We start from the raw sequence: 22,432 nt of genomic DNA on the forward strand, positions 1-22,432 counted from the left end.
TCAGTGCCAGACAGTCGGTACAGCTGCTGTATATCATCCGTGAAAGCCTGAGCAATGTTGTACGTCATGCTCACGCCAGTACAGCCGTCATTTCTGTAAAGCGCAATTTCACTCAGCAGCTGCACATTCAGATTGCAGATAATGGCCGCGGCATACAGGCAGGACGGAAACGGCCGGACAGTTTCGGACTGGAAATTATGCAGGAACGAGCCGAACGGATTGGTGCTGTGCTCAGTATCCGCCCGAATCGTCCCTGCGGCACCTGCGTTGAACTGATATTAGACCTGAGCACTGGAGGGAAGTGAGATGAATAAAATTGCAGTCAGTATTGTAGATGACCATGCGCTGTTCAGGCGCGGTGTGGCGGATATTATCCGCCAGTCCGAGCATTTTGATGTACAGCAGGAATACAGCTGCGGATCAGCATTTTTGTCAGCACTGGACACCGCGAACATTGAATTGCTGCTGTTGGATGTACAGATGCCGCAGATGAGCGGCATTGAGGTACTAAAATGCATCCGTGAACGCAATGTCGATCTTAAAGTGATTATTTTAACTGCCAGCCTGGAGGACAGCATTGTATTGGATGCCATTCGTCTGGGTGCCAATGGCTTTTTGCCCAAAGATACCTTGCCGGAAGATATTCTGCTACAACTGCATCAAGTCATACAGGGCAGGACCGTACTGCATGCCGATGGGGTAGCTTTGCTGGCGCAGCAAGTCCGGCAGCAGACGTCACCCTTAGCCGCTGCCTTGCATAAAACCTCTGAACAGGTGCTATTGCAGCGTAAACTTCTGTCGGAAATGACACAGCGGGAGCAGGAAACGTTAAAGCTGATCGCAAAAGGCTTGAACAATAAACTGATTGCCCGTGAATTAGGCATCAGTGACGGTACGGTAAAAGTCTATGTGAAAAGTCTGCTACGCAAACTGAATGTGCATTCACGGCTGGAGCTTTCCGTGTGGGTGCATCAGCAGCTTAACACTGCAGATTTTGATATTTATCCCTCTTCTTCCGTTTAAGGTTCACCGTGCGAGTAATGCTGATATGTCGAAAATAGCGCTGCCTTCCAGCAAAGATGGGCTGAATATGGACTTGAATCAGGATTGGCCTGAACTGTTTGACCAGTTTGCCGATATTGCACTATTGCTGGATAGTCATGGCGTGATTCAGCGCAGTAATCGTACCTGGCACAACTTGCTACAGCTGCAACCGGATGCTGCAGCACAGCGCTTACCCTTGAGCTACTGGCTGTATTCCGAAGATAGTTTGACCTTCCAATGTGCCCTCATGGCCGGACGGCCGTGTAAGCTAGCACTGCGCCTGTTAATCCCGGAACAGCCCTTGGTATGGTTTGATCTGTCGCTGCAGCCGATCTGTGCCGGTGCCGGAAAAAACCAGTTGCGGGGATGGTGCATTTTAGGCACGGAGCAGACGCAAAAAATCCGGCAGCAAGAACTGCAGGATGCACAGCAGCGCAGTCTGCATGATTTGCTTTCGCGCCTGCCGGTCATGCTGTACCGTTCACGCAATGACTGGAACTGGACTATGGATTATGTCAGCAGCGGCTGTCAGCAGATAACCGGTTATCACAGTGAGCTGCTGATCAATACGCCGCGCTACGGACAGCTGATTCATCCCGATGACCAGCAGTACGTCTGGGACAGTATCCAGTTGGCTGTGCAGCATCATCGCGTATTTCATTTGCACTACCGCATTATTACTGCCCAGAACAGCATACAGCGGGTACAGGAAATCGGACAGGGTCTATATTCGCAAAGCGACATGGTGCTGGGTCTTGAAGGCGCTGTATTTATCCAAAACTGAGGGAATGCAAGCCGCTAAAGCGGCATGACCCCAGGTCAGTATCCCATTGTGCATACCCCATCTGAGGAATTTCGAAAAGATCTAGGCCTGTCTAAGGTAATGGCATCACGGCAGTTTTGTTTAAAACAGATCACATGGAGATTCACCATGAAACGAGTTGCAATTATTGGGGCAGGGCCAAGCGGGATGGCGCAACTGCGCGCTTTTCAATCTGCGCAAAGCAAGGGCATCGAAATTCCGGAAATGGTATGCTTTGAAAAGCAGGCCGACTGGGGTGGTCAATGGAACTACACTTGGCATACCGGCCTGGATAAACATGGTGAACCGGTGCATAGCAGCATGTACCGTTATCTATGGTCGAATGGCCCGAAAGAATGTCTGGAATTTGCAGACTATACCTTTGATGAGCATTTTGGCCGGCCGATTGGTTCTTATCCGCCACGTGCCGTGCTGTGGGACTATATCAAAGGTCGGGTAGAAAAAGCCGATGTACGCAAATATGTCCGCTTCAACAGTGCGGTGCGCCATGTCGAGTTTCACCCGGACAGCAAACAGTTTTCAGTGACGGTGCATAACCATGTCACCGACGAGATGTATACCGAGACTTTTGATTTTGTGGTGGTGGCTTCTGGACATTTTTCTACCCCCAAAATTCCTGAATATGAAGGTTTCGGCAGTTTTGGTGGGCGGATTTTACATGCCCATGACTTCCGCGATGCACTGGAATTTAAAGGGAAAAATGTACTGCTGGTCGGCAGCAGCTATTCTGCTGAAGATATCGGTTCACAATGCTATAAATATGGTGCGAAGCAGATTATCAGCTGTTACCGCAGTTCACCGATGGGCTATCACTGGCCTGAAAATTGGTCAGAGCGTCCGCAACTGCTGCGGGTCGATCAGACCCATGCCTATTTTGCCGATGGTAGTTCGGCCGAGATTGATGCCATTATTTTATGTACTGGCTATTTGCACAGTTTCCCTTTCATGTCGGAAAGCCTACGTCTAAAAACCGATAACATTCTCTATCCGCTGCACCTGTATCAGGGTGTGGTCTGGGAAGCCAATCCGCAGCTATTTTATTTAGGCATGCAGGATCAGTGGTATTCCTTCAATATGTTTGATGCACAGGCCTGGTATGCGCGCGATGTGATGCTGGGTAAAATTGCCTTGCCGAGTTTTGCCGAGATGCAGGCCGACACCCAAGCCTGGCATGAGGAAGAAAAAACCCTGCAGGATGCAGCAGCCATGTTCAAATTTCAAGGCGACTATATTATGCGCCTGATTGATCAGACCGATTATCCAAGCTTTGATATTGAAGCGGTGCGGCTGACCTTTTTGCAATGGAAAAAACACAAGCAAGAAAACATTATGGCCTTCCGTGACAATACTTACCGTTCATTGATGACCGGGACGATGGCAACGCCGCATCATACGCCCTGGATTGATGCCCTGGATGACTCCCTGGAGGCCTATTTACAGACCGAGGCCAACCTACAGCAAAAGGCAGGTTAGCACGGTCAATGCTTGACCCGTAACACTGCCGGGCAGCCCCATAACACATAGTAACAACCTGGCATACGTTTCTTCTGCAGCAGCTGGTTTCCAGCTGCTTTTTTTATTTCCGCATTAGCTTAAAAATCTCCCCCGCATATCGTGCTTTACCCCTTAGTGGGTATGATTTAGAGGGAATGGCCAGGCGGCGTAAAAACCTTTAAATATTTGATTATGTAGTTCTTATATGAGGTTTCTCAAATGATGGAAGCCATGCACAGTACCCCCAGATATGACACTGTTGAAACGCTGCACTGGAATGCACCCAAGTATGTTCTGGTGTTGCAGCATGCAGCATCGGCAGTGACCCGGAAATTAACCGAAATGAGCAAACAGCATCCGCAAACGGTGCAGCTGATGCTGGACAGTCAACAAGATCCAGCCTTGGCTGGCCTGCTGCATGAACTAGAGACAGTGCTGCAGCAGGAAAAGGCCGGCGTGCGTACCGTGGTCTGCGGTGATGAATCCTTTGTTTGGACAGTACAGCAGTGCCTGGTGGGTACGGGCTGCCTAGATGAGGAAATCAGCTTGATTGCGGATAGCTCCAGCCTGCAAAACCCGCGTAAAAAAGTCTACTGCGTGCACTGCGGTCATACCCAGAACACCGTTAAAGACGAGCTTTGTAGCTGTGAGCAGTGTCAGGTCGAACTGCTGATCCGCAGTCATTTTTCTGAACGCCTTGGCGCCTATATGGGAGTCTGTGCCAATGCGCATCAACCTATGGGAGCACTCAGCGCATGAACCCAACCGTTCCTGTCCATGTAACCCGAATTTATCAAGTTACCCCGATGATTCGCGAATTTACCTTGGCCGCTTTAGATGCCCCCTTGCAGCCGTTTTCTTCCGGCAGTCATGTGATTGTACAGTTGCCAGTTGAAGGCCGCATCATCCGCAATGCCTATTCATTGCTGAATGCCCCGTATGAGCAGCACCAGTATCAAATTGCGGTGCGCTTGCAGGAGAACTCGCGTGGCGGTTCGCAATACCTGCATGAAAACATCCAGGTGGGCGATACCCTAAATATTTCTGCGCCGCTGAATTTATTTTCCCTCAATTCTCAGGCCCAGCATCATGTATTTATTGCCGGCGGCATCGGCATTACCCCGTTCCTGTCGCATATGAAATACCTGCTGCATGCCGGGCACAGTTTTGAACTGCACTATGCCTGTCGTGACGGCATCAGCAATGCCTATGAAGATATGCTGATGCAGCTGTTTCATGACCAGGTACATATTTATTCGGAAAAAACCCAGCGCCGTTTGGATATAAACGCATTGCTGAGCCAGCAGTCCCTCGGCAGCCATGTCTATATTTGCGGGCCAGAGCGTCTGATTCATGCTGTTGTTGACTGTGCACAAATGCTGGGCTGGTCAAAAAAACGTGTGCATTGGGAAGCTTTTTCTTCGCCTGCACCGGGAGTCGCATTTGATGCCGTGCTCAGTAAAAGCCAGCGCCGTATTCATGTGCCCGGCGATTTTAGCCTGCTGGAAGCACTGGAACAAGAAGGCATTGAGGTACCCAATCTCTGCCGCGGCGGCGTATGCGGTCAATGTGCCACGTCCTACAGCCAAGGCGAGGTAGAACATCTGGATCATTATTTAACGGTGCAGGAGCGCTCGGCGCAGTTGATGCCTTGCGTTTCGCGTGCCAAACAAGGCCATTGCCTGCATTTAGACCTATAGCTTTGGGAGATTACGATGACGGTTCAATTTAACCCCAATGAAAATATGCATGATCAGTTTCACTACCATAACAGTGCAAAGGCGATTGCCCGTTTTCCTTTTCCATTTCCCGAAGACCAGTATATGTATTCGGTGAATATTGAGCCTGTTGTTTCAAGGCCGGATAGCATTTTTGAGCATTGGTTCGATGTAGATGAACATTATGTAACGGAAATGAACGAGCGCCGTTTAACCCTGGAAAAGGATCCGAAACGTTGCATTATCATGCCTCACATGCGTCAAGCAAGCTGGGACTTTTTGGAAATGGTGATGCTGCATTATGCGGAAGACTACCCTGAACATTTCCAGCTGGAGCGTGATGGCCTGAACTGGCACTGGGTCAATCAACCATTAAATATCGACGTCCATTTTATTTTTGGTCAGGCAGACAGCTTGCCGATGGAGCCGTTTGAATTTATCAGCCGTCAGTTCCAGGGCGATGTTGCCTTGCTGGATCAGCGTGATGGCGATTTGTTTATGGATACCGGCATGATCACCGGCCCTGCAGACTGGTCACTGAATTTTGATGCCGGCATGAGTTTTAAGCAATGGCACGCCCCTGTACCAAAACTGGCACATAACCTGGGGGTGTTTGAGCGCGCACTCAAATTCCTGCTCAACATTCAGGTTGGCCAGCCCTACCGACGTCTGAATTGGACAATGACCATCAATCCGCGTATGGATACTTCCTCGGAAACCTATCATTTATGGGGACATGAACGCGGTCTGGTCACTGCGGAAAATGCCGGTGAACTGGTGCATTTGCGGGTGGAGCTACAAACAATGCCGCGTCTGGCACGCAGCAATGCACTGCTGTTCAGTATCCGCACTTATCTGATTAGCCTGAATGATTTGACCCGCAACCCGGCATGGGCCAAGCGGCTATACCGCGTAATCCGCGATTTGCCTGAGCCGATCGCAGAATACAAGGGCATCAGTGAATATCGTGAACCGCTGGTGCAATGGCTCAGCCAGTTCGATGGCTTCGATGGCGTAGATGAATAACAGCTCAGTTTCAAAAATTAAGTAATCAGCACATTTTAAAATATTCAATAAGGAAGACCTGTATGGCAAACTCTTGGCGCATTTCTGCATTGGCAGCCCACCACCGTCAGCTCGGTTCAAAATTAGAAGACTGGAACGGCATGGGAACAGCATGGACCTATGATTCGGATATTGCAGATCACTATACGGCTATCCGCACCAAAGCCGGATTGATGGATGTTTCGGGCCTGAAAAAAGTCCATTATGTCGGCCCGCATGCGGAAAGCCTGCTGGAATATGCAACCACCCGCGACATTTCCAAATTGTATCCCGGCAAATCCGTGTATGCGACCATGCTGAATGAGCAAGGAAAATTTGTGGATGACTGCGTGATTTACCGTACCGGACCAAATGCCTTTATGGTGGTGCATGGCACAGGCATTGGCTATGAAATGCTGATTCGCTCAGCGGCTGGGCGTCAGGTTGCGGTACTGTTTGATGATGACCTGCATGATTTATCGCTGCAAGGGCCATTGGCCGTGGACTATTTAGCTCAACATGTCGCGGGCATTCGTGATTTGCCCTATTTTCACCATCTGCAAACCAAACTGTTTGGTGCGCCTGTCATGATTTCACGTACCGGCTATACCGGCGAACGCGGCTATGAAATTTTCTGTAAGGCGGCCGATGCACCGATGATCTGGGAAACCATTCTCAGTACCGGCGCTGAATATGGCATTATTCCCTGTTCATTTACCACGCTGGACTGGCTGCGTACAGAAAGTTATTTACTCTTCTTTCCGTATGATAATTCAGAATATTTCCCCTTCGAGAATGATGTCTGCGGCGACACCTTGTGGGAACTCGGCCTGGATTTCACGGTTTCACCGCATAAAGGCGAATTCCGCGGCTGCTATGAGCATCGCCGTTTAAAAGGCAAAGAACGCTTTAAAATCTTCGGTGTATTGCTGGAAGGCGATCAGGTGCCTGCAATGGGAGATACCTTATGGGACGGCAATCAGCAAGTGGGGGTCATTACCTGCGGTATGCATTCGCCGCTGACCGGTAAAACCGTGGCCATCGCACGTCTGGATGTGCCTTATGCAGAGCAGGGTAAAGCCCTGCAGGTCAAAGGCAGCCTGGAGGTAAATGCAATCGCGCATACCTTGCCATTTGATGATCCCGAGAAATTAAAACGTACCGCAAAAGGCTAAGTAGCCAGCAATCCACTCAGCCTAAAAAATCCTGCTAACTGCAGGATTTTTTTAGGTGTTCTATTTGACCCGTTTGAGCAGCCGATGAGTCTGGAGCTGAGCCTGCTTTAAATTGATGGGAAGCCGTTTTCCTATTCCCTTTTATTTGAATGACGCGCATGGACATGACCTGCGATGTAGACATGTAGCAAGTTGCAACACATCTCGAGAATAGCGGCATAGGTCATAGTCGTAGAAGGTATTTTAGAATCCTTGAACAAGGGCAGAAACGCTGCAACAGGCTTTCAGAGGGGTAGTCAGAATTGTACCCGGCTGGCAATAAAAGCGTTGAGTTCAGTCTTATGTGTCCCCAAACCCCACTTGCCGGGTAATTCAGTGTTTAACTTTTGCGAGGGTGATCAAACCAAAGGGTGGGGGGATAGGATTGAGCATAACACTAAATGGCGTCCATACCGGTTTCACCAGTGCGGATACGTACCACTTGTTCCAGCGCGCTGACAAAAATTTTACCATCGCCAATTTTGCCCGTAGCGGCAAATTTGCTGATAATTTCAATTGCTGATTCGACCTGATAGCTCCGGACGGCCACTTCCAATTTCACTTTCGGCAAAAAATCGACCCTGTATTCGGCACCGCGGTACATTTCGGTATGGCCTTTTTGACGGCCTGCGCCTTTGACTTCGGTCACGGTCATACCATGAATGCTGTGTTTGTTGAGCTCTTCACGGACATCGTCCAATTTGAATGGTTTGATAATGGCGGTGATTAGTTTCATACAGTACCTCTTAATTTTATTGTATTCATTTTCATTCTTGAACAAGTTTTATTTTGCAAGAATGATGCCATTTTTCATTTTAAAATCATATCAATAGCAATCGATACATTTGTACGGCCAGTCTGGTTTTTCCACCTGAGTGGCCGTACAGCTGCGCTGGTGATGCGCTTAGCTTTCACTTAGGCCTTATTTAAATACCACCGTACGGTCATCATTAAGGAATACGCGGTGTTCGACAAAGTATTTCACCGCTTTGGACAGCGCGACTGTTTCGGTATCACGCCCCACCGAGACCAGGTCATCCGGCAAATAGGCATGGTCGACCCGCTGCACTTCCTGCTCGATAATCGGACCTTCGTCCAGATCACCGGTGACAAAATGTGCCGTGGCCCCGATCAGTTTGACGCCACGTTCAAAAGCCTGGTGATAAGGCTTGGCCCCTTTAAAGCCAGGCAGGAATGAATGGTGAATATTGATGGCGCGTCCTGCCAGCTGGCGGCACAGGTTGTCTGACAGGATCTGCATATAGCGCGCCAGAATCACCAGTTCGGTACCGGTTTCATCCACAATTTTCAGCAGTTCCTGTTCCTGCTGTGCTTTGGTCTCTTTGGTCACCGGCAGATAGATAAAGCGCAGGCCTTCACGTTCTGCAATCGGACGTAAATCCAGATGGTTGGACACCACTGCAGTAATCTGGAAATCCAGTTCGCCTTTATGATGGCGATACAGCAGGTTGAGGAAACAGTGATCAAATTTGCTGACCAGGATCATGACTTTCATCGGTGCGCTGCAGTCATAGAAGGTGGCCTGCATCGCGAACTGCTGTTCGACTTCGGCAAAGCTGGCTTTCAGGCTGTCAATATCGCCACTGGCGTCATTGAAACGGAAGACAATACGGGTAAAGAAATAGCCGGTGGTCTCGTCATCATACTGTGCCATTTCACTGATATAGCAGCCGTTCTGGGCAAGGCAGCCGCTGATGGCGGCAACGATGCCGGATGCAGCCGGGCAACGGATTTTTAGAATATATTGGGCTGAAGTGTGCTGCGTCATGGTCGATTTGCTCCGGTATTTAAGGCAGTCAAAACTCAGGTGCTCAAGATGGATATTCTTAAGAGTAAATTTAATTTCTTGTAAAAATTTATATAAAAACACACGCCGTTGTCCATATTTCTTGTTTAAATTCAGCTACTTTTTATGAGTATGCCTTTAGAGGTATAGGTAAAATTGGCCAGCCATCGCAGTATTAAAATCAGCCGTATGCTGAGCTGATCCGGCATAAAACTTAATTCAGGGAGTCAATACAGATGGCATGGATAGTTTTAGTTCTGGCCGGTATTTTTGAGATTATCTGGGCCTATTCCATGAAACTTTCAGCCGGTTTTAGCAAACCGATCCCCACCCTCATGACAGTGGTTTTTGTAATTTTAAGCTTTCTGCTGTTGAGCTATGCCATGCGTACGCTGCCCCTAGGCACGGCTTATACCATTTGGTCGGGCATAGGTGTGGTCGGGGCATTTTTGCTGGGCATCTTGATCTTGGGCGAGCAGGCCACCTTGATGCGTATTTTAGCCGCCGTTTTGATTACGGCTGGACTGCTATTGATGAAATTTTCCGAGCTCTCCTGATCTGCAATTTGGTGCAGGCCATCAAGCAGATGCGCAGTTTTAATGCATAAAATATTCATATCAGGAATAAATACCGGATTTAGCCGGCATCAAACAGGCCAAATCGGTTATTGGCAAACTTGGCGCGGTATTTGCTTTTTATCAATTGAACTTTGTAAAAGGAGAATGCGATGAGCTATCCGGAACACTTTGTGATTAAGAAAATTCGCTTATTAACACCGACCACCTGTGAGGTGTATATGCTGAATATGAACAAAAAGTTTATGAAAGGCTGGCTGATTCGATGCAATCAGGGTCTGGTTCAGCAGTTTCATGAACAGATGAATCATTTGATGCAGTCTGCCCAGCCTTTTCAGGCATTGTTACAGCTGAAGCAGTTTCATCGGGTAGAGGTTTTATGTTAAGCCAAATCTAGCCAGCAGGAGATTAATTTCCTGCTGGTGCTTTCGCACATATTAATAAAAATCAATAATTTAAAAAACTTTCCTAAAAATAAAAAAACTTTCCTAAAGCCGTAGACGGCTGAAAAAAAATCCTATATAAATTCTCACAGAGAAAAAAATTTTCCTAAAGAGAAAATTAAATATCGCATAGAAACTCATTTTAAAGATTGAGAATTTATAGGAAGCACCCCTATGCCCCAGAACGCTCCAGCCCAATATATTCTAAAAATCCGTTGCCCGGCTGCATCCGGCATCGTTGCCGCCATCAGCGGCTGCCTTGCCCAGAACGGCTGCTATATCAGTGAAATGGCACAGTATGATGACGAGACCACCGGCTATTTCTTTACCCGTATTGTCTTCCGTTTCAATGACGCCAGTGGCGATATTGACAGCCTGAAAGCCAGCTTTGCCGAAGTCGAACAGCAGTTCGCGATGCAGGCCACCTTCTATGACTGCAGCGCACCGATGAAAGTCATGATCCTGGTCAGCAAATTTGATCACTGTTTCCTCAACCTGCTGTATCGCCATCATAAAGGCGAACTGGATTTCCAGATTACTGCAGTGGTGTCCAACCATCTGGATTTACGTCCGATTGCAGAACGTGAAGGCCTGCGCTTTATCTATCTGCCGGTGACCAAAGAGACCAAAGCACAGCAGGAACAGGAACTGCTGAAAATTGTGGATGAAACCGGTACCGAACTGGTGATTCTGGCGCGCTATATGCAGATCCTGTCAGACAACCTGTGCCGCCAGCTGGCAGGACGCGCCATCAATATTCACCATTCATTCCTGCCTGGCTTTAAAGGGGCCAAGCCTTATCACCAGGCTTTTGAACGTGGCGTCAAACTGATCGGGGCCACGGCACATTTTGTCACCGGTGATCTGGACGAAGGTCCGATTATCGAGCAGGAAGTGCAGCGGGTCGACCATGCCTATTTGCCGGATGACCTGGTCTCGGTGGGGCGTGATACCGAAACAGTCGCGCTGTCCAAAGCGGTGAAATACTTTGTCGAACACCGCGTATTCCTTAATGATGACCGTACGGTGGTATTTAAATGAACATAGCCATTCAAGAACATTCACAGCCGCTGATTATTGACGGCAAAGCAACTGCACAAACCGTTTTGGACGAGATCAAAAGCGAAGTGCAGCAGATGAAAGCGCAAGGTATTGAGCCTTGCCTTGCAGTAGTCCTGGTCGGAGATGATCCGGCCAGTCATGTCTATGTGCGCAACAAGGTTGAAAAAGCGCTGTATGTCGGCATCCGCTCACTGGAATACCGCATGTCAGCAGATACAGATGCTGACACGCTGCTGCAGAAAATTGATGAACTGAATGCAGATGCCACCGTGCATGGCATCCTGGTGCAGCTGCCGTTGCCGGCACATATTGATGAAACGGCGGTGTTGCAGCGCATTCATCCGCTTAAGGATGTTGACGGTTTCCACAGTGAAAATGTCGGCGGTCTGAGTCAGGGCCGTGAGGTGTTAACCCCATGCACACCGACCGGATGTATTCGCCTGCTGAAAGACACCTTGGGGCCGGATCTGTCCGGACTGCATGCTGTGGTGGTGGGTCGTTCCAACATTGTCGGCAAGCCGATGGCGGCGCTGTTATTAAAAGAAAGTTGCACCGTCAGCATTGTCCATTCACGCACCCAGAATATTCGCGACATTTGCAAAAATGCCGACATTCTGGTGGCAGCGGTCGGTAGGCCGAAAATGATCGATGCATCCTATTTAAAACCGGGTGCAGTGGTCATTGATGTGGGGATTAACCGCATTCAGGAAAACGGCAAAAACCGTCTGGTCGGAGATGTCGATTATGACGATGCGCTGTCTGTGGTCAAAGCCATCACGCCTGTTCCGGGTGGTGTCGGTCCCATGACCATTGCCTACCTGATGAAAAATACCCTTGATGCTGCGCGTATGCAGGCAAACATTTTTAAAAAATAAGCTAGCGGCATTGGAAAAGATGCCTTGGAGAAGAAATTATGCCACTTGGTTTGCTCAAATACGGATTAAGCAGTGAATATCCTGTTGAAGTTGATTTGCCTCCACCGAAGGAGCTGAAATCACACTATGACGTAGTGATTATTGGCGCTGGCGGTCATGGTTTGGCAATCGCATATTATCTTGCAAAATATCAAGGCATCACCAATGTTGCTGTGCTGGAAAAATCCTATCTTGGCGGTGGTAATACGGCGCGTAATACTGCGGTGATCCGTTCCAACTATCTGACCTCAGAAGGAGTGAAGTTCTATTCAGAATCGGTTGATTTATTTAAAAACCTGTCCAATGAATTTGACTTCAACATCATGTATTCAGAGCGCGGCCAGCTGACTTTGGCGCATACCGATTCTACTGTGCGTGCCTTCCGCCAGCGTGCCGAAGTGAACAAGCATTTTGGTGGTCGTACCGAAATGATTGACCGCCAGCAAATTAAGGAGCTGGTACCGTGTCTGAATCTTGATCCCGCGCATTTGCCTGTTCTGGCAGGACTCTGGCATATGGATGGTGCCACAGCACGGCATGATGCCGTGGCCTGGGGCTATGCCAAGGAAGCGGCGAAACGCGGCGTGGAAATCCACCAGCTGACTGAAGTACAGGATTTTGTGACTGAAAAAAACCAGGTCACGGCGGTAAAAACCAACCGTGGCAGCATCAAGTGTGGCTGCGTGGTACAGGCGATTGCCGGCGCTTCCAGCATTTTAATGAACAAGCTGCATATCAAGTCGCCGATTCATACCTTCCCGCTGCAAGCCATGGTGTCCCAGCCGTTTAAACCGTTTATCAATCCTTTGGTCAGTTCATCTGCTTTGCACTGCTATGTGCAGCAAACCAGCCGCGGTGAAATTGTCTTTGGTGGCGGTTCAGACCCTTATCCGCTGTACAACACCCGTTCTACCCTGGATTTAAAAGAAAGCCTGCTGGCTCATGCCATTGAAATGTTCCCGTTTATGGCCAATGTCAAACTCATGCGCCAATGGGCTGGCATGACCGACATGACGCCTGACTACAGCCCGATTATGGGCAAATCGCCTTATGACAATTATTACCTGGATGCAGGCTGGGGCACGTGGGGCTTTAAATCCACCCCGATCTGTGGCAAGACCATGGCGGAACTTGTGGCGACTGGCCGTACGCCGGATCTGATCAAGCCATTTGAATTGTCGCGTTTCAGCCGCTTCCAGCAAGTCAATGAAATGGGCGCCACTGCGGCGAGCCATTAAGGAGTAAACCCATGAAAATAATGATTTGTCCTTTAAATGGTCCAAGAAATATCAGTGAATTTAGTTATGGCGGCGAGCTGAAAACCATGCCGGACCAGAACACCTGCAGCAATGAAGAATGGGCAGATTATGTGTTCAATAAAAGCAATATTGCCGGTGTGGTACTGGAATGGTGGATGCATACCCCAAGCAGTTATTGGTTTATTGCCGAGCGCCATACAGTGAGCGATGAAATTCTGCGTACCTTTGATGCCAAGGAAATGTTTAGCCAGCGCATCGATTTTGAAAATCCGCCAGCTACAGAAAAAACAGCAGAACAGGCTGCTAAACAGGAGGTATCCGCATGAGCAATCTAGATTTAAACCGACTGCCTTTGCCGTATGGCATTTTGATTGACCGCAACCAGCCTGTGACTTTTCAGTTTGATCAGCAGACTTTTCAGGGCTATGCGGGCGACAGTATTGCCAGTGCCTTGATTGCCAATCAGCGCTGGATTATGTCGCGCTCTTTTAAATACCACCGTCCGCGTGCACCTTTAACCATGGCGGGACAAGATGCCAATACGCTGATTCAATTGCCGCAGGAGCCGAATGTACTGGCAGATAGCACCGAGATTGCAGCGCATCTGTCGGCAATGGGGCAAAACTATGCTGGCTCGTTAATGAAAGACAGCGATGCGTTTTTAGGCAAATTCTCAAAATTTATGCCTGTCGGCTTCTATTACCGCTCATTCTACAAGCCTAAAGGGGTCTGGAAGCTGTGGGAGACCATGATCCGTAAAAAAGCCGGGCTGGGGGTGCTGGATCTGAATTTTCAGCCTGAATACTATGACAAAGCCTATCTATTTACAGATATTGCCATTATTGGTGCCGGTCCGGCCGGCTTGCAGGCAGCGTTAACCGCCGCGAATGCCGGCATGAAAGTGTTGTTAATTGAACAGGATAAAATACTGGGTGGTAGCCTGCATTATGCGCGTTTTGATGCCGAGGGTAAAAAAGCCGCTGCATGTGCAGCCAAACTGATTGCGCAAGTAGAACAGCATGAAAACATTAGCGTGCTGAAACAAGCCATTTGTAATGCCTGGTTTACCGATCATTATTTACCGGTCATTCAAGGCAAGCGTATGTATAAAGTCCGTGCCAAGCAATGCATTGTGGCCAGCGGCAGTTTTGACCAGCCAGTGGTGTTCCGCAACAACGACTTGCCCGGTGTGCTGTTGACCAGTGCCGTACAGCGTCTGGTCAAACTGTATGGGGTACGGCCCGGCCAGAAAACGGTTATTTTAACCGGTAACGATGACGGCTATCTGGCCGCCCTAGATCTGGCCGAAGCCGGTATCTCTGTGGCCGCCCTAGTCGACATGCGCGCCGGTGCAGAAGATCCCGCTTTGCAAAAAGCGGTTGAACTGCACCACATTCCGGTCTATCTCAGCAGTACCGTGTATGAAGCCTTGCATAGCAAGGACATGCAGCATCTGACCGGAGTCGATATACGCAGTATTGTTGCAGAAGGCCAGGTGGGTACACACAGCAAGAAAATTGATTGTGATGTGCTGGCCATGTCATCCGGTTATATGCCGGTGTACCAGCTGCTGTGTCAAGCCGGTGCCAAACTGAACTATAACGACAAAAAGGCACAGTTCAGCATTTCCGGTTTACCTCAGGGATTGCACATTAGCGGCTCTGTTGCCGGTGTGCATCAGCTGGACAATGTTCTGCATGATGCAGTGCAAACCGCCACGGATGCAGTGAATGCCATTTTGGGCAATGCTGCTACAGCAGCGAAAAAACCTGTTGTCGAAGCAGCGGTGAATTTCCCATGGCCAATTTTCGCGCATCCTAAGGGCAAAGAATTTGTCGATTATGATGAAGACCTGCAAATCCGCGACATTATTAATGCCACCAAATCGGGCTACCGTGATGTACAGCTGGTCAAGCGTTTTTCTACTGTGGGTATGGGACCTTCTCAAGGCCGTCATTCAGCCTTGCCTACTGCGCGTCTCGTGGCAAAATATACAGACCGCACAGTGAGCGAAACCGGGGTGACGACCGCCCGTCCACCGTTCACTGCAGAAAAATTGGCGCATATTGCGGGACGCGGTTTTGATCCTTTCCGTCAGACCGCCATGCATCAACGCCATATTGAGGCCGGTGCACAAATGATGCCAGCAGGCAACTGGCAGCGTCCGGCCTATTATGGTGACGTCTCTGGCCGTTTGCAGCATATTGAAAACGAAGTGCGCAATGTACGTCAGAATGTCGGCATGATTGATGTATCTACTTTAGGCGGATTAGATCTTCGCGGGCCTGACAGCGGCGAGTTCCTCAACCGATTATATACCTTTGGTTTTGTAAAATTACCGGTGGGTAAAACCCGTTATGCAGTCATGACTGCCGAAGATGGCGTGGTGATAGACGATGGTGTTGCCGGGCGTTTAAGTGAAAACCACTTTTATGTTACCGCAACCACCAGTGGGGTAGACCGCATTTACCAGCAAATGCTGAAATGGAATGCGCAGTGGCGCTTAAATGTCGATATAGCCAATGTCACGTCGGCATTTGCGGCGGTGAATATTGCCGGTCCGAATTCCCGCAAAGTGCTGCAAAAGGTCTGTCAGGACGTGGACTTCAGTGCAGCAGCATTTCCCTACCTGGGTTTGCGCACCGGAACCATTCAGGGCATTGCTGTGCGTATCTTGCGCGTTGGCTTTGTAGGCGAATTGGGCTATGAAATTCACTTCCCTGCACGTTATGGCGAGTTCATGTGGGATCTGCTGATGCAGGCGGGTCAAGAGTTCTCCATGAAGCCTTTTGGGGTGGAAAGCCAGCGACTACTGCGTTTGGAAAAGGGTCATATCATTATCAGTCAGGATACCGATGGCATGTCGCATCCTAAAGAAGTGGACTTAGGCTGGGCTGTAGCGAAAAGCAAGCCATGGTTCGTGGGCAAGCGTTCCATTGCCATTTTGGAACAGCAGCCCATGAAACGCAAATTGGTGTCTTTTGTGCTGGACAAACAGCAGCAAAAACCGCTGGAAGGCCATATTGTGCTGAATGGCGACAAAATTACAGGAAACGTAACTTCGTGTGAATATTCACCCACTCTGGACCAAATTATTGGCATGGCGTATGTCGGTATCGAGCAAAGCGCAGTGGGCCAGCAGTTCCAGATTCGTGTGGAAAAAGGTGCAAGTGTCTACGCCACAGTAGTAAAAGCGCCTTTCTATGACCCTAATAATGCCCGTCAGGAGATCTGATCATGAGTATTTTACCTCAAGCAGAACGCAGTCCCATTCAAAAAACCTGTGCGGCCTATCAGTCTTATGGCGCAGGACGCATGTTTCTTGCAGGCGGTAAGTCCCAGCACATTCAGCAATGTGCAGTGGTGGATTTAACCAATATGCCACGCGTCGGTTTCCGGGGAACCGACAGTGCCAGCTATTTAACTGCAGCGGGTTTTAGATTGCCGGATGAACCCAATCGATTGTGTCATCAGGCCAATGGCAGCATTGTGGCACGGCTGTCTGCGACCGAATATTTAGTGCTGGGTGCAATGCAGGATTTTGGTGAAAGTATAGCCGCACTGGAACAGAGCTGGGAGCTGAGTGACCGCGCCAACTATCTGCTGCCGCGTCAGGATAGCCATGCCTGGATTCAGCTAACTGGGCAATCTGTGGCTTTCATCATGGCTAAGCTGTGTGCCGTCGATTTGTCCGCAGAAGCTTTTGCTGCAGGTCAGATTGCACAGACCTCGGTGGCGCGCATTAATGCTGTGGTGATGAATGTCAGCGATGCCCAGGCGCCGAAATTCAATCTCTTGTGTGACCGGGCTTCTGCACTGTATTTGTGGAATGTCCTGCTGGATGCCATTGCAGAATTTGATGGTCAGGCTGTCGGTATTGACGGGCTGCTCAGCATTGCATAAATAACAATTCTGTTTTCCCCCAACTGTAATCCCCCTGAATGGCTGTTAGCGTAAGCTGGCAGCCATTTGCTTTATGCCCTAGAGTCAGGACAGCAATCAACCTTTATCATAAGAGCGTACAGCCGCCCATTCCAGCACTATGCTTTTAAGCATTCACCATTTACTAAAGCATCGTTTTGATCAAGAAAAAAATTAAATGCTTCAAAGCAATAGGACGAAATCCGTCGTTTGTTCTTGCCACCATGGCTACATGATCGCGCTACCCGATTTCTCTATAATGATGACCCTGTATAGAAAATTTTCCTTGTGGTTTTTTGGGAATGTTCAGCAACCTATAGTGCTGGAGCACTCGGCATTCGATCATACAATCTCAAAGATGTGCTCTGGGAAATGACCGAAAGGAAGCCGTCAGCAAGCTATCTATCCCTGTTTTGCTCATAAGAGAGAATAATTGTTAACCCGTTGACAGGGTACTCAGCAGTTAAAATCCGCAGATGGGCAGTAGCGGGATTTAATCCGCAAAGGGCAGCATAGCCATGTATGCAAATGATGCAAAGCGATGTTTATCCCAAGCCGCCATAAAAAAACAAGGGCCGAAGCCATTGCTGTCCCACAATTTTTCACAAGAGGAAGCTCATTTGAGCTTCCTGTTGTTTTATGGGTATTTTATCGGGTGAAAATAAAGCTTTTAAAGTTCTTCTTTCAAACAAATTCACTTGAATTATTCTGAGTAAACGTTGAACTGTCCAACCTGTTTTCCCTAAATGTTGAGCGAAACTCACCAATAAATAGGCGATCATCGCAATCCAGATTTGTGTCTGAATTGCGTTCCTGCTGCGGCCTAGAAACGCTTTTAATTTGAGATTCTGCTTAATCGCCTTAAAGAACAGCTCAACTTTCCAACGATCTTTATAAATCGCCGCAATGGTGGAGGCGGCTAAATGAAAGTTATTGCTGAGAAAGCTAAAGTGCTTGCCACTTTGCTGATCTCTATATTCAATTCTTCTTAACACTGGGGCTTTTCTTTTTAGGGCATGTGCGCTATTCAGCTGAATGGTTTCATCTTTTAGAATACCTTTGGATTCAAGCACTGGATGTTGCTGGATCACCTGATACACAGATTTAGGCCTAAAACGTGTGACAAATCCAATGTTTTGAGCAGTCAGATTTGCATACCATTGGTAATCGACATAGCCTTTATCAAAAACTACAATGCTGCCAGCAGGAAACTGGAATTTGCGGCCTTGTACCATGTCATTTTCTTTGCCATTTTCAACTGCAACAAACTCAGGAATATCATTGCTGTGATTCAATCCTATGCTGAGTTTCATGCTGGCTTTTGAGTCATGAACTTTGGCCCATTCACTTAAGGAAAGCGACAGGTCAATATGACTGGCATCCAAGGAATACAAGGGATTCTTAAAGCGAAATTTATGAGCTACTTTTGAGTGTTCATAGTATTTAAGCAACTTGTAAAATAGCTGTTGATACAAGGCAGCAGGCTGCTGCTCATTGATTCGTGCCAGCGTGCTTCGGGGAATAGATTTTGCTCCGAGATGACTTAGCTTTTCCTGTTGGCACTCCAAATTGGATTGAATATCTCTCAGACTTTGCCTACAAGAGAATTGAGACATCAATATGGCAATAAACTGATCCCACCGGGAAGCCGCTCTAAATTTCTGTCCAACATGGTGTACTTTAGCAAGTTGTTCAAAATCCTGTCGCACAACAGGTTTAATTAGCTCATGAAATACGGTATTCTGATGTGACAAAACCTGAATCCTGGTCGTTAAAGTGTTTGTTTGCACTCATATTTTAACTGTTAGGACTCAGGTTTTTTTATTTAAAGCAAACTATGGGACAGCAGTGGGGCCGAAGCCCTTGTTACTTGATTTTCCACGGCCTTTAATTATAAGCACGTTCGTTATGATCACTGACATCCAGGCCTTGTTGTTCCTGTTCTGCCGTGACACGTAGCCCCACGGTTTTATCAATGATTTTCAGCAAGATCCAGCTCAAGATGCCGACATAGGCAAAGGTCATCGCAATACTGGCCAGTTGTGCCAAGAATTGCGGGAGCAGGGAAATGCCTTCAACATTGCCGCCCAACTCCGGAATACAGAAAATACCGGTCAGCAGGAAGCCAACCATACCGCCAATGCCATGTAATGAAAATACATCCAGCGCGTCGTCTACGCCGAGCTTTTTCTTTAGTATCATAATCGCGTAATAGCTGGCCATACTGGTGAGCAGGCCAATCACAATTGCACCAAAAGGGCCAACATAAGCGGCCGCCGGGGTAATGCCCACCAAGCCGCCAATGGCACCTGAAGCCAGACCAAAGGCTGTGACATGGCCGGAATACATTTTTTCAGCAAACATCCAGCCGACAATACCACCGCAGGTTGCCAGCATGGTGGTCATCAAAATCAGTGCGGCTGAAGAATTGATGGCCAGAGCCGAACCCACGTTAAAACCGAACCAGCCGGCCCAGAGCAATGCTGCGCCAATCATCACAAATACTACATTGTGCGGCGGCATCGGCGTAGCAGGCCAGCCTTTACGTTTGCCCACCACTATGGCACCAACAAATGCCGTGACCCCGGCGGCAATATGTACCGCAGTACCGCCGGCAAAGTCCAATACTCCCCAGTTATGGAATAATGCACCTTTGCCGCCCCATACCATATGCGCCATTGGGCCATAGACCAGCACTATCCACAGAGATGAAAAAATAACCGTTGCCCGGAATTTCATTCTTTCCGCAAAGCCACCCAGTGCAATACACGGCGTTATCATGGCAAAGGTCATCAGGAACACAATCAAGATATATTCAGGAATGCCACCTGCCAGACTTTCTGCGGTGATGCCCTGCAGCATCAGTTTATCCAGGCCACCGACAATGCTGTTCAGGTTATAAACGCCCTCTTGCATATTAGTGGTATCGGTTGCCAGGCTATATACCCCGGCCACCCATAAAATGCCGACAATCCCGGCAATCGCAAAAAACTGGGTAAATAAAGACAGGATATTTTTGGCGCGGACCATACCGCCATAAAACAGCGCAAGTCCTGGAATAAACATCAGCAGGACAATAACAATAGAAACCATGAGCCATACAGTGGCAGGTCCATCAATCGTTCCCTCAGCGGCAAAAACTGCGCTAGGCGACAGCAGTACACTCAGCATGAGTAACTTCTTCACATTGTTCATTATCATGAATTGCTCCTGAATCTCATGAATATGGATTTACATTAGCTTGACCATTTTTTGGTGGGAATTGGTATTACTAAAGGGAATATTTCTTTCATGATTCAAGATGCAATTCTTATACCACTAGTCTGTAATTAATAATTATTTTATTATTTTTCAAGTATATATTTTTACTTAATTTACAGTTAAACGATCTATCATAATCATTTTAAAGCTAGGACGTCTATATCTCAAAAGAAGTAGTCCTTTAGCCATGGTCAGGTGTTTTCACCCCGGGAAAGCAGATGGGAATTGCCAGTCTCGGCATTGTACTTGCAAAAATAAAAGCAAATGCCCTGAAGCATTTGCTTGGTGAAGTTGAAGAATTTTAAATGGACTAAAATGAAATTTTAATTTATCAGTTGAAAGCTGGCCGTGGCGTTAATTGTTATATGCACGTTCGTTGTGATCGCTGACATCTAGACCGCGCTCTTCCTGTTCCGGGGTTACACGTAAACCGATGGTCTTATCGACGAACTTCATAATCAGCCAGGTCAGCACGCCACAATAAATTACGGTGAGTACAATACTGCCTGCCTGTGCAGCCAACTGGTTCAGCAGGGAAATGTCGGCCACTTTGCCGCCCAGTTGCGGGATGCAGAAAATACCGGTAAGCATACAGCCGACCATGCCGCCTATGCCATGCAGAGCAAAGACATCCAGGGCATCATCAATCCCCATTTTATGCTTCAGCTTGGTCACGGCATAAAAACAGCAGATGGCGGTGATAAAGCCGATCGCCAACGCACCAAAAGGTCCGACATAAGCTGCTGCAGGGGTAATGCCCACCAATCCGCCAATCGCACCTGAAGCCAGGCCCAAAGCCGTGACATGATGGGTATGCATTTTTTCAATCACCATCCAGCCTAAGATGCCGCCGCAGGTCGCCACCATAGTGGTCATCATGGCAATGGTGGCCGATGCATTTACCGCGAATGCAGAACCGACGTTAAAGCCGAACCAGCCTACCCATAAAAATGCTGCGCCGATCATGGTATAGACCACATTGTGCGGGGGAACGGGTGCAGCCGGCCAGCCTTTACGCTTGCCTAATACAATTGCGCCGACTAAGGCGGCAATGCCGGCATTAATATGCACCGCGGTACCGCCAGCAAAGTCCAGAACTCCCCAGGTGTGCATGATTGCACCTTCACCGCCCCAGACCATATGAGTCATTGGTCCATATACCAAAACCAGCCACAGAGCAGAAAACAACACCACCGCGCCAAACTTCATGCGTTCAGCAAAAGCACCTATGGCCAGACAGGGGGTAATGATTGCGAAAGTCATGCCAAAAATGATCAGAATATATTCAGGTACACCGCCCAGCAGAGTATTTTCATCAATACCCACCAGAAAGGCCTTATTTAAACTGCCGACAAAGCTGTAGAGATTGGTTACCCCTGCTTGCATATGGGTTTTGTCTGCACTCATGCTATAAACCACAGTCAGCCACAGTACACAAACCACGCCTGCCACAGCAAAAAACTGGGTATAAATGGACAGAATATTTTTGGCACGGACCATACCGCCATAAAACAGTGCCAAGCCGGGAACAAACATCAGCAGTACCAGCAGTGTGGACAGCATCATCCATACGGTGGAGGCGCTATCCAGATCAGTTTCACCTGCAAAGGCCAAGCCAGGCAGCAGCAGGATCGCTGCGACAATTCTTTTTAAATGATTTACCCACATAGGTTGTACTCCGGATTTTTTTACTAGGCTGTAAAGATCAATATCCCAAAATCAATTCGTTGCAATAATATATTCTTATTGGGAATATTTATTTATTTTTAAGCAAAGCAATTCTTATACCAGAGTTGAATTTTGATCTCTGCAACAGCGGAGGACTGTTGTCGTAAAGGAGGGGGCTGTTGAGA

General features: G+C 48.3%; 21 protein-coding genes. 16 read left to right on the plus strand and 5 right to left on the minus strand.

Going from position 1 to position 22,432, the window contains the following annotated elements:
* The 8 genes from CSB87_RS00005 to CSB87_RS00040 form a co-directional block, all read left to right on the plus strand.
* On the plus strand, positions 1–305 hold a 305-nt coding region (locus tag CSB87_RS00005), incomplete at its 5' end, for an ATP-binding protein (protein ID WP_265735302.1).
* Between the two features lies 1 nt (position 306).
* Positions 307–1,023 carry a response regulator gene (locus tag CSB87_RS00010; protein WP_004704319.1) on the plus strand — a complete coding sequence of 239 codons (717 nt, stop codon included), beginning with the start codon at positions 307–309 and terminating at the stop codon, positions 1,021–1,023.
* Positions 1,024–1,048: 25 nt separating this feature from the next.
* The gene (locus CSB87_RS00015) at positions 1,049–1,828 is read left to right on the plus strand and encodes a PAS domain-containing protein (RefSeq protein ID WP_004704317.1); all 780 of its coding nucleotides are present in this window, start codon (positions 1,049–1,051) and stop codon (positions 1,826–1,828) included.
* Between the two features lie 147 nt (positions 1,829–1,975).
* Positions 1,976–3,340 carry an NAD(P)-binding domain-containing protein gene (locus tag CSB87_RS00020; protein WP_004704315.1) on the plus strand — a complete coding sequence of 455 codons (1,365 nt, stop codon included), beginning with the start codon at positions 1,976–1,978 and terminating at the stop codon, positions 3,338–3,340.
* 240 nt (positions 3,341–3,580) lie between these two features.
* Positions 3,581–4,120: a dimethylamine monooxygenase subunit DmmA family protein gene (locus tag CSB87_RS00025; protein WP_004704312.1), complete on the plus strand. Its 540-nt coding sequence runs from the start codon at positions 3,581–3,583 to the stop codon at positions 4,118–4,120.
* Positions 4,117–5,061: a PDR/VanB family oxidoreductase gene (locus CSB87_RS00030; protein ID WP_031953670.1), complete on the plus strand. Its 945-nt coding sequence runs from the start codon at positions 4,117–4,119 to the stop codon at positions 5,059–5,061. Before CSB87_RS00025 ends, CSB87_RS00030 begins: the two co-directional genes overlap by 4 nt.
* Before the next feature lie 15 nt (positions 5,062–5,076).
* Entirely contained in the window at positions 5,077–6,105 is a 1,029-nt protein-coding gene (locus CSB87_RS00035; protein WP_031953674.1) for a heme-dependent oxidative N-demethylase family protein, read from the plus strand.
* Positions 6,106–6,167: 62 nt separating this feature from the next.
* Positions 6,168–7,298 (plus strand): aminomethyltransferase family protein, encoded by a 1,131-nt coding sequence (locus CSB87_RS00040; protein ID WP_004704305.1) that lies wholly within the window; start codon positions 6,168–6,170, stop codon positions 7,296–7,298.
* A 436-nt stretch (positions 7,299–7,734) separates the two neighbouring features.
* On the opposite strand, the gene CSB87_RS00045 is transcribed toward CSB87_RS00040, so the two are convergent.
* Positions 7,735–8,073 (minus strand): P-II family nitrogen regulator, encoded by a 339-nt coding sequence (locus CSB87_RS00045; RefSeq protein ID WP_004704302.1) that lies wholly within the window; start codon positions 8,071–8,073, stop codon positions 7,735–7,737.
* Positions 8,074–8,259: 186 nt separating this feature from the next.
* On the minus strand, positions 8,260–9,126 hold the full coding sequence (purU, locus tag CSB87_RS00050; protein ID WP_004704301.1) for a formyltetrahydrofolate deformylase: 867 nt from the start codon (positions 9,124–9,126) through the stop codon (positions 8,260–8,262).
* A 254-nt stretch (positions 9,127–9,380) separates the two neighbouring features.
* Here purU (CSB87_RS00050) and CSB87_RS00055 point away from each other — a divergent pair, with 254 nt between their 5' ends.
* The 8 genes from CSB87_RS00055 to CSB87_RS00090 all read left to right on the plus strand — a co-directional run bounded on the left by CSB87_RS00055 (position 9,381) and on the right by CSB87_RS00090 (position 17,300).
* Entirely contained in the window at positions 9,381–9,701 is a 321-nt protein-coding gene (locus tag CSB87_RS00055) for a DMT family transporter (protein ID WP_031953676.1), read from the plus strand.
* A 170-nt stretch (positions 9,702–9,871) separates the two neighbouring features.
* Complete coding sequence (locus CSB87_RS00060) at positions 9,872–10,105, plus strand: hypothetical protein (RefSeq protein WP_004704298.1); 234 nt, start codon at positions 9,872–9,874, stop codon at positions 10,103–10,105.
* A gap of 231 nt (positions 10,106–10,336) precedes the next feature.
* Positions 10,337–11,203, plus strand: a complete 867-nt coding sequence (purU, locus tag CSB87_RS00065; protein ID WP_004704296.1) for a formyltetrahydrofolate deformylase — start codon at positions 10,337–10,339, stop codon at positions 11,201–11,203.
* Positions 11,200–12,099 carry a bifunctional methylenetetrahydrofolate dehydrogenase/methenyltetrahydrofolate cyclohydrolase FolD gene (gene folD / locus CSB87_RS00070; protein ID WP_004704295.1) on the plus strand — a complete coding sequence of 300 codons (900 nt, stop codon included), beginning with the start codon at positions 11,200–11,202 and terminating at the stop codon, positions 12,097–12,099. Before purU (CSB87_RS00065) ends, folD begins: the two co-directional genes overlap by 4 nt.
* A gap of 38 nt (positions 12,100–12,137) precedes the next feature.
* Positions 12,138–13,376 carry an FAD-dependent oxidoreductase gene (locus CSB87_RS00075; RefSeq protein WP_004704294.1) on the plus strand — a complete coding sequence of 413 codons (1,239 nt, stop codon included), beginning with the start codon at positions 12,138–12,140 and terminating at the stop codon, positions 13,374–13,376.
* Between the two features lie 11 nt (positions 13,377–13,387).
* Positions 13,388–13,723 carry a sarcosine oxidase subunit delta gene (locus tag CSB87_RS00080; RefSeq protein WP_004704293.1) on the plus strand — a complete coding sequence of 112 codons (336 nt, stop codon included), beginning with the start codon at positions 13,388–13,390 and terminating at the stop codon, positions 13,721–13,723.
* Complete coding sequence (locus CSB87_RS00085; RefSeq protein ID WP_004704292.1) at positions 13,720–16,632, plus strand: glycine cleavage T C-terminal barrel domain-containing protein; 2,913 nt, start codon at positions 13,720–13,722, stop codon at positions 16,630–16,632. Before CSB87_RS00080 ends, CSB87_RS00085 begins: the two co-directional genes overlap by 4 nt.
* A gap of 2 nt (positions 16,633–16,634) precedes the next feature.
* Positions 16,635–17,300, plus strand: coding sequence for a sarcosine oxidase subunit gamma (locus tag CSB87_RS00090; protein ID WP_004704291.1), 666 nt, complete (start codon positions 16,635–16,637; stop codon positions 17,298–17,300).
* 620 nt (positions 17,301–17,920) lie between these two features.
* Here CSB87_RS00090 and CSB87_RS00095 read toward each other — a convergent pair.
* The 3 genes from CSB87_RS00095 to CSB87_RS00105 form a co-directional block, all read right to left on the minus strand.
* Positions 17,921–19,072 (minus strand): IS4-like element ISAbe18 family transposase, encoded by a 1,152-nt coding sequence (locus CSB87_RS00095; protein WP_004704290.1) that lies wholly within the window; start codon positions 19,070–19,072, stop codon positions 17,921–17,923.
* Between the two features lie 133 nt (positions 19,073–19,205).
* Positions 19,206–20,519, minus strand: a complete 1,314-nt coding sequence (locus CSB87_RS00100; RefSeq protein WP_004704289.1) for an ammonium transporter — start codon at positions 20,517–20,519, stop codon at positions 19,206–19,208.
* Positions 20,520–20,933: 414 nt separating this feature from the next.
* Complete coding sequence (locus CSB87_RS00105; protein WP_004704288.1) at positions 20,934–22,247, minus strand: ammonium transporter; 1,314 nt, start codon at positions 22,245–22,247, stop codon at positions 20,934–20,936.
* Positions 22,248–22,432 lie beyond the last annotated feature (185 nt).

The organism is Acinetobacter sp. AR_0276 (assembly GCF_003000705.1).
GTDB lineage: Bacteria > Pseudomonadota > Gammaproteobacteria > Pseudomonadales > Moraxellaceae > Acinetobacter > Acinetobacter nosocomialis.

Bases quoted from the DNA above. Each gene is read 5' to 3' on its own strand.
- CSB87_RS00060 (WP_004704298.1), top strand. From the start codon at position 9,872: ATGAGCTATCCGGAACACTTTGTGATTAAGAAAATTCGCTTATTAACA.
- CSB87_RS00080 (WP_004704293.1), top strand. From the start codon at position 13,388: ATGAAAATAATGATTTGTCCTTTAAATGGTCCAAGAAATATCAGTGAA.
- purU (WP_004704296.1), top strand. From the start codon at position 10,337: ATGCCCCAGAACGCTCCAGCCCAATATATTCTAAAAATCCGTTGCCCG.
- CSB87_RS00090 (WP_004704291.1), top strand. From the start codon at position 16,635: ATGAGTATTTTACCTCAAGCAGAACGCAGTCCCATTCAAAAAACCTGT.
- CSB87_RS00025 (WP_004704312.1), top strand. From the start codon at position 3,581: ATGATGGAAGCCATGCACAGTACCCCCAGATATGACACTGTTGAAACG.
- CSB87_RS00035 (WP_031953674.1), top strand. From the start codon at position 5,077: ATGACGGTTCAATTTAACCCCAATGAAAATATGCATGATCAGTTTCAC.
- CSB87_RS00085 (WP_004704292.1), top strand. From the start codon at position 13,720: ATGAGCAATCTAGATTTAAACCGACTGCCTTTGCCGTATGGCATTTTG.
- CSB87_RS00105 (WP_004704288.1), bottom strand. From the start codon at position 22,247: ATGTGGGTAAATCATTTAAAAAGAATTGTCGCAGCGATCCTGCTGCTG.
- CSB87_RS00100 (WP_004704289.1), bottom strand. From the start codon at position 20,519: ATGATAATGAACAATGTGAAGAAGTTACTCATGCTGAGTGTACTGCTG.
- CSB87_RS00045 (WP_004704302.1), bottom strand. From the start codon at position 8,073: ATGAAACTAATCACCGCCATTATCAAACCATTCAAATTGGACGATGTC.
- CSB87_RS00010 (WP_004704319.1), top strand. From the start codon at position 307: ATGAATAAAATTGCAGTCAGTATTGTAGATGACCATGCGCTGTTCAGG.
- CSB87_RS00020 (WP_004704315.1), top strand. From the start codon at position 1,976: ATGAAACGAGTTGCAATTATTGGGGCAGGGCCAAGCGGGATGGCGCAA.
- CSB87_RS00055 (WP_031953676.1), top strand. From the start codon at position 9,381: ATGGCATGGATAGTTTTAGTTCTGGCCGGTATTTTTGAGATTATCTGG.
- purU (WP_004704301.1), bottom strand. From the start codon at position 9,126: ATGACGCAGCACACTTCAGCCCAATATATTCTAAAAATCCGTTGCCCG.
- CSB87_RS00015 (WP_004704317.1), top strand. From the start codon at position 1,049: ATGTCGAAAATAGCGCTGCCTTCCAGCAAAGATGGGCTGAATATGGAC.
- CSB87_RS00040 (WP_004704305.1), top strand. From the start codon at position 6,168: ATGGCAAACTCTTGGCGCATTTCTGCATTGGCAGCCCACCACCGTCAG.
- CSB87_RS00030 (WP_031953670.1), top strand. From the start codon at position 4,117: ATGAACCCAACCGTTCCTGTCCATGTAACCCGAATTTATCAAGTTACC.
- CSB87_RS00075 (WP_004704294.1), top strand. From the start codon at position 12,138: ATGCCACTTGGTTTGCTCAAATACGGATTAAGCAGTGAATATCCTGTT.
- folD (WP_004704295.1), top strand. From the start codon at position 11,200: ATGAACATAGCCATTCAAGAACATTCACAGCCGCTGATTATTGACGGC.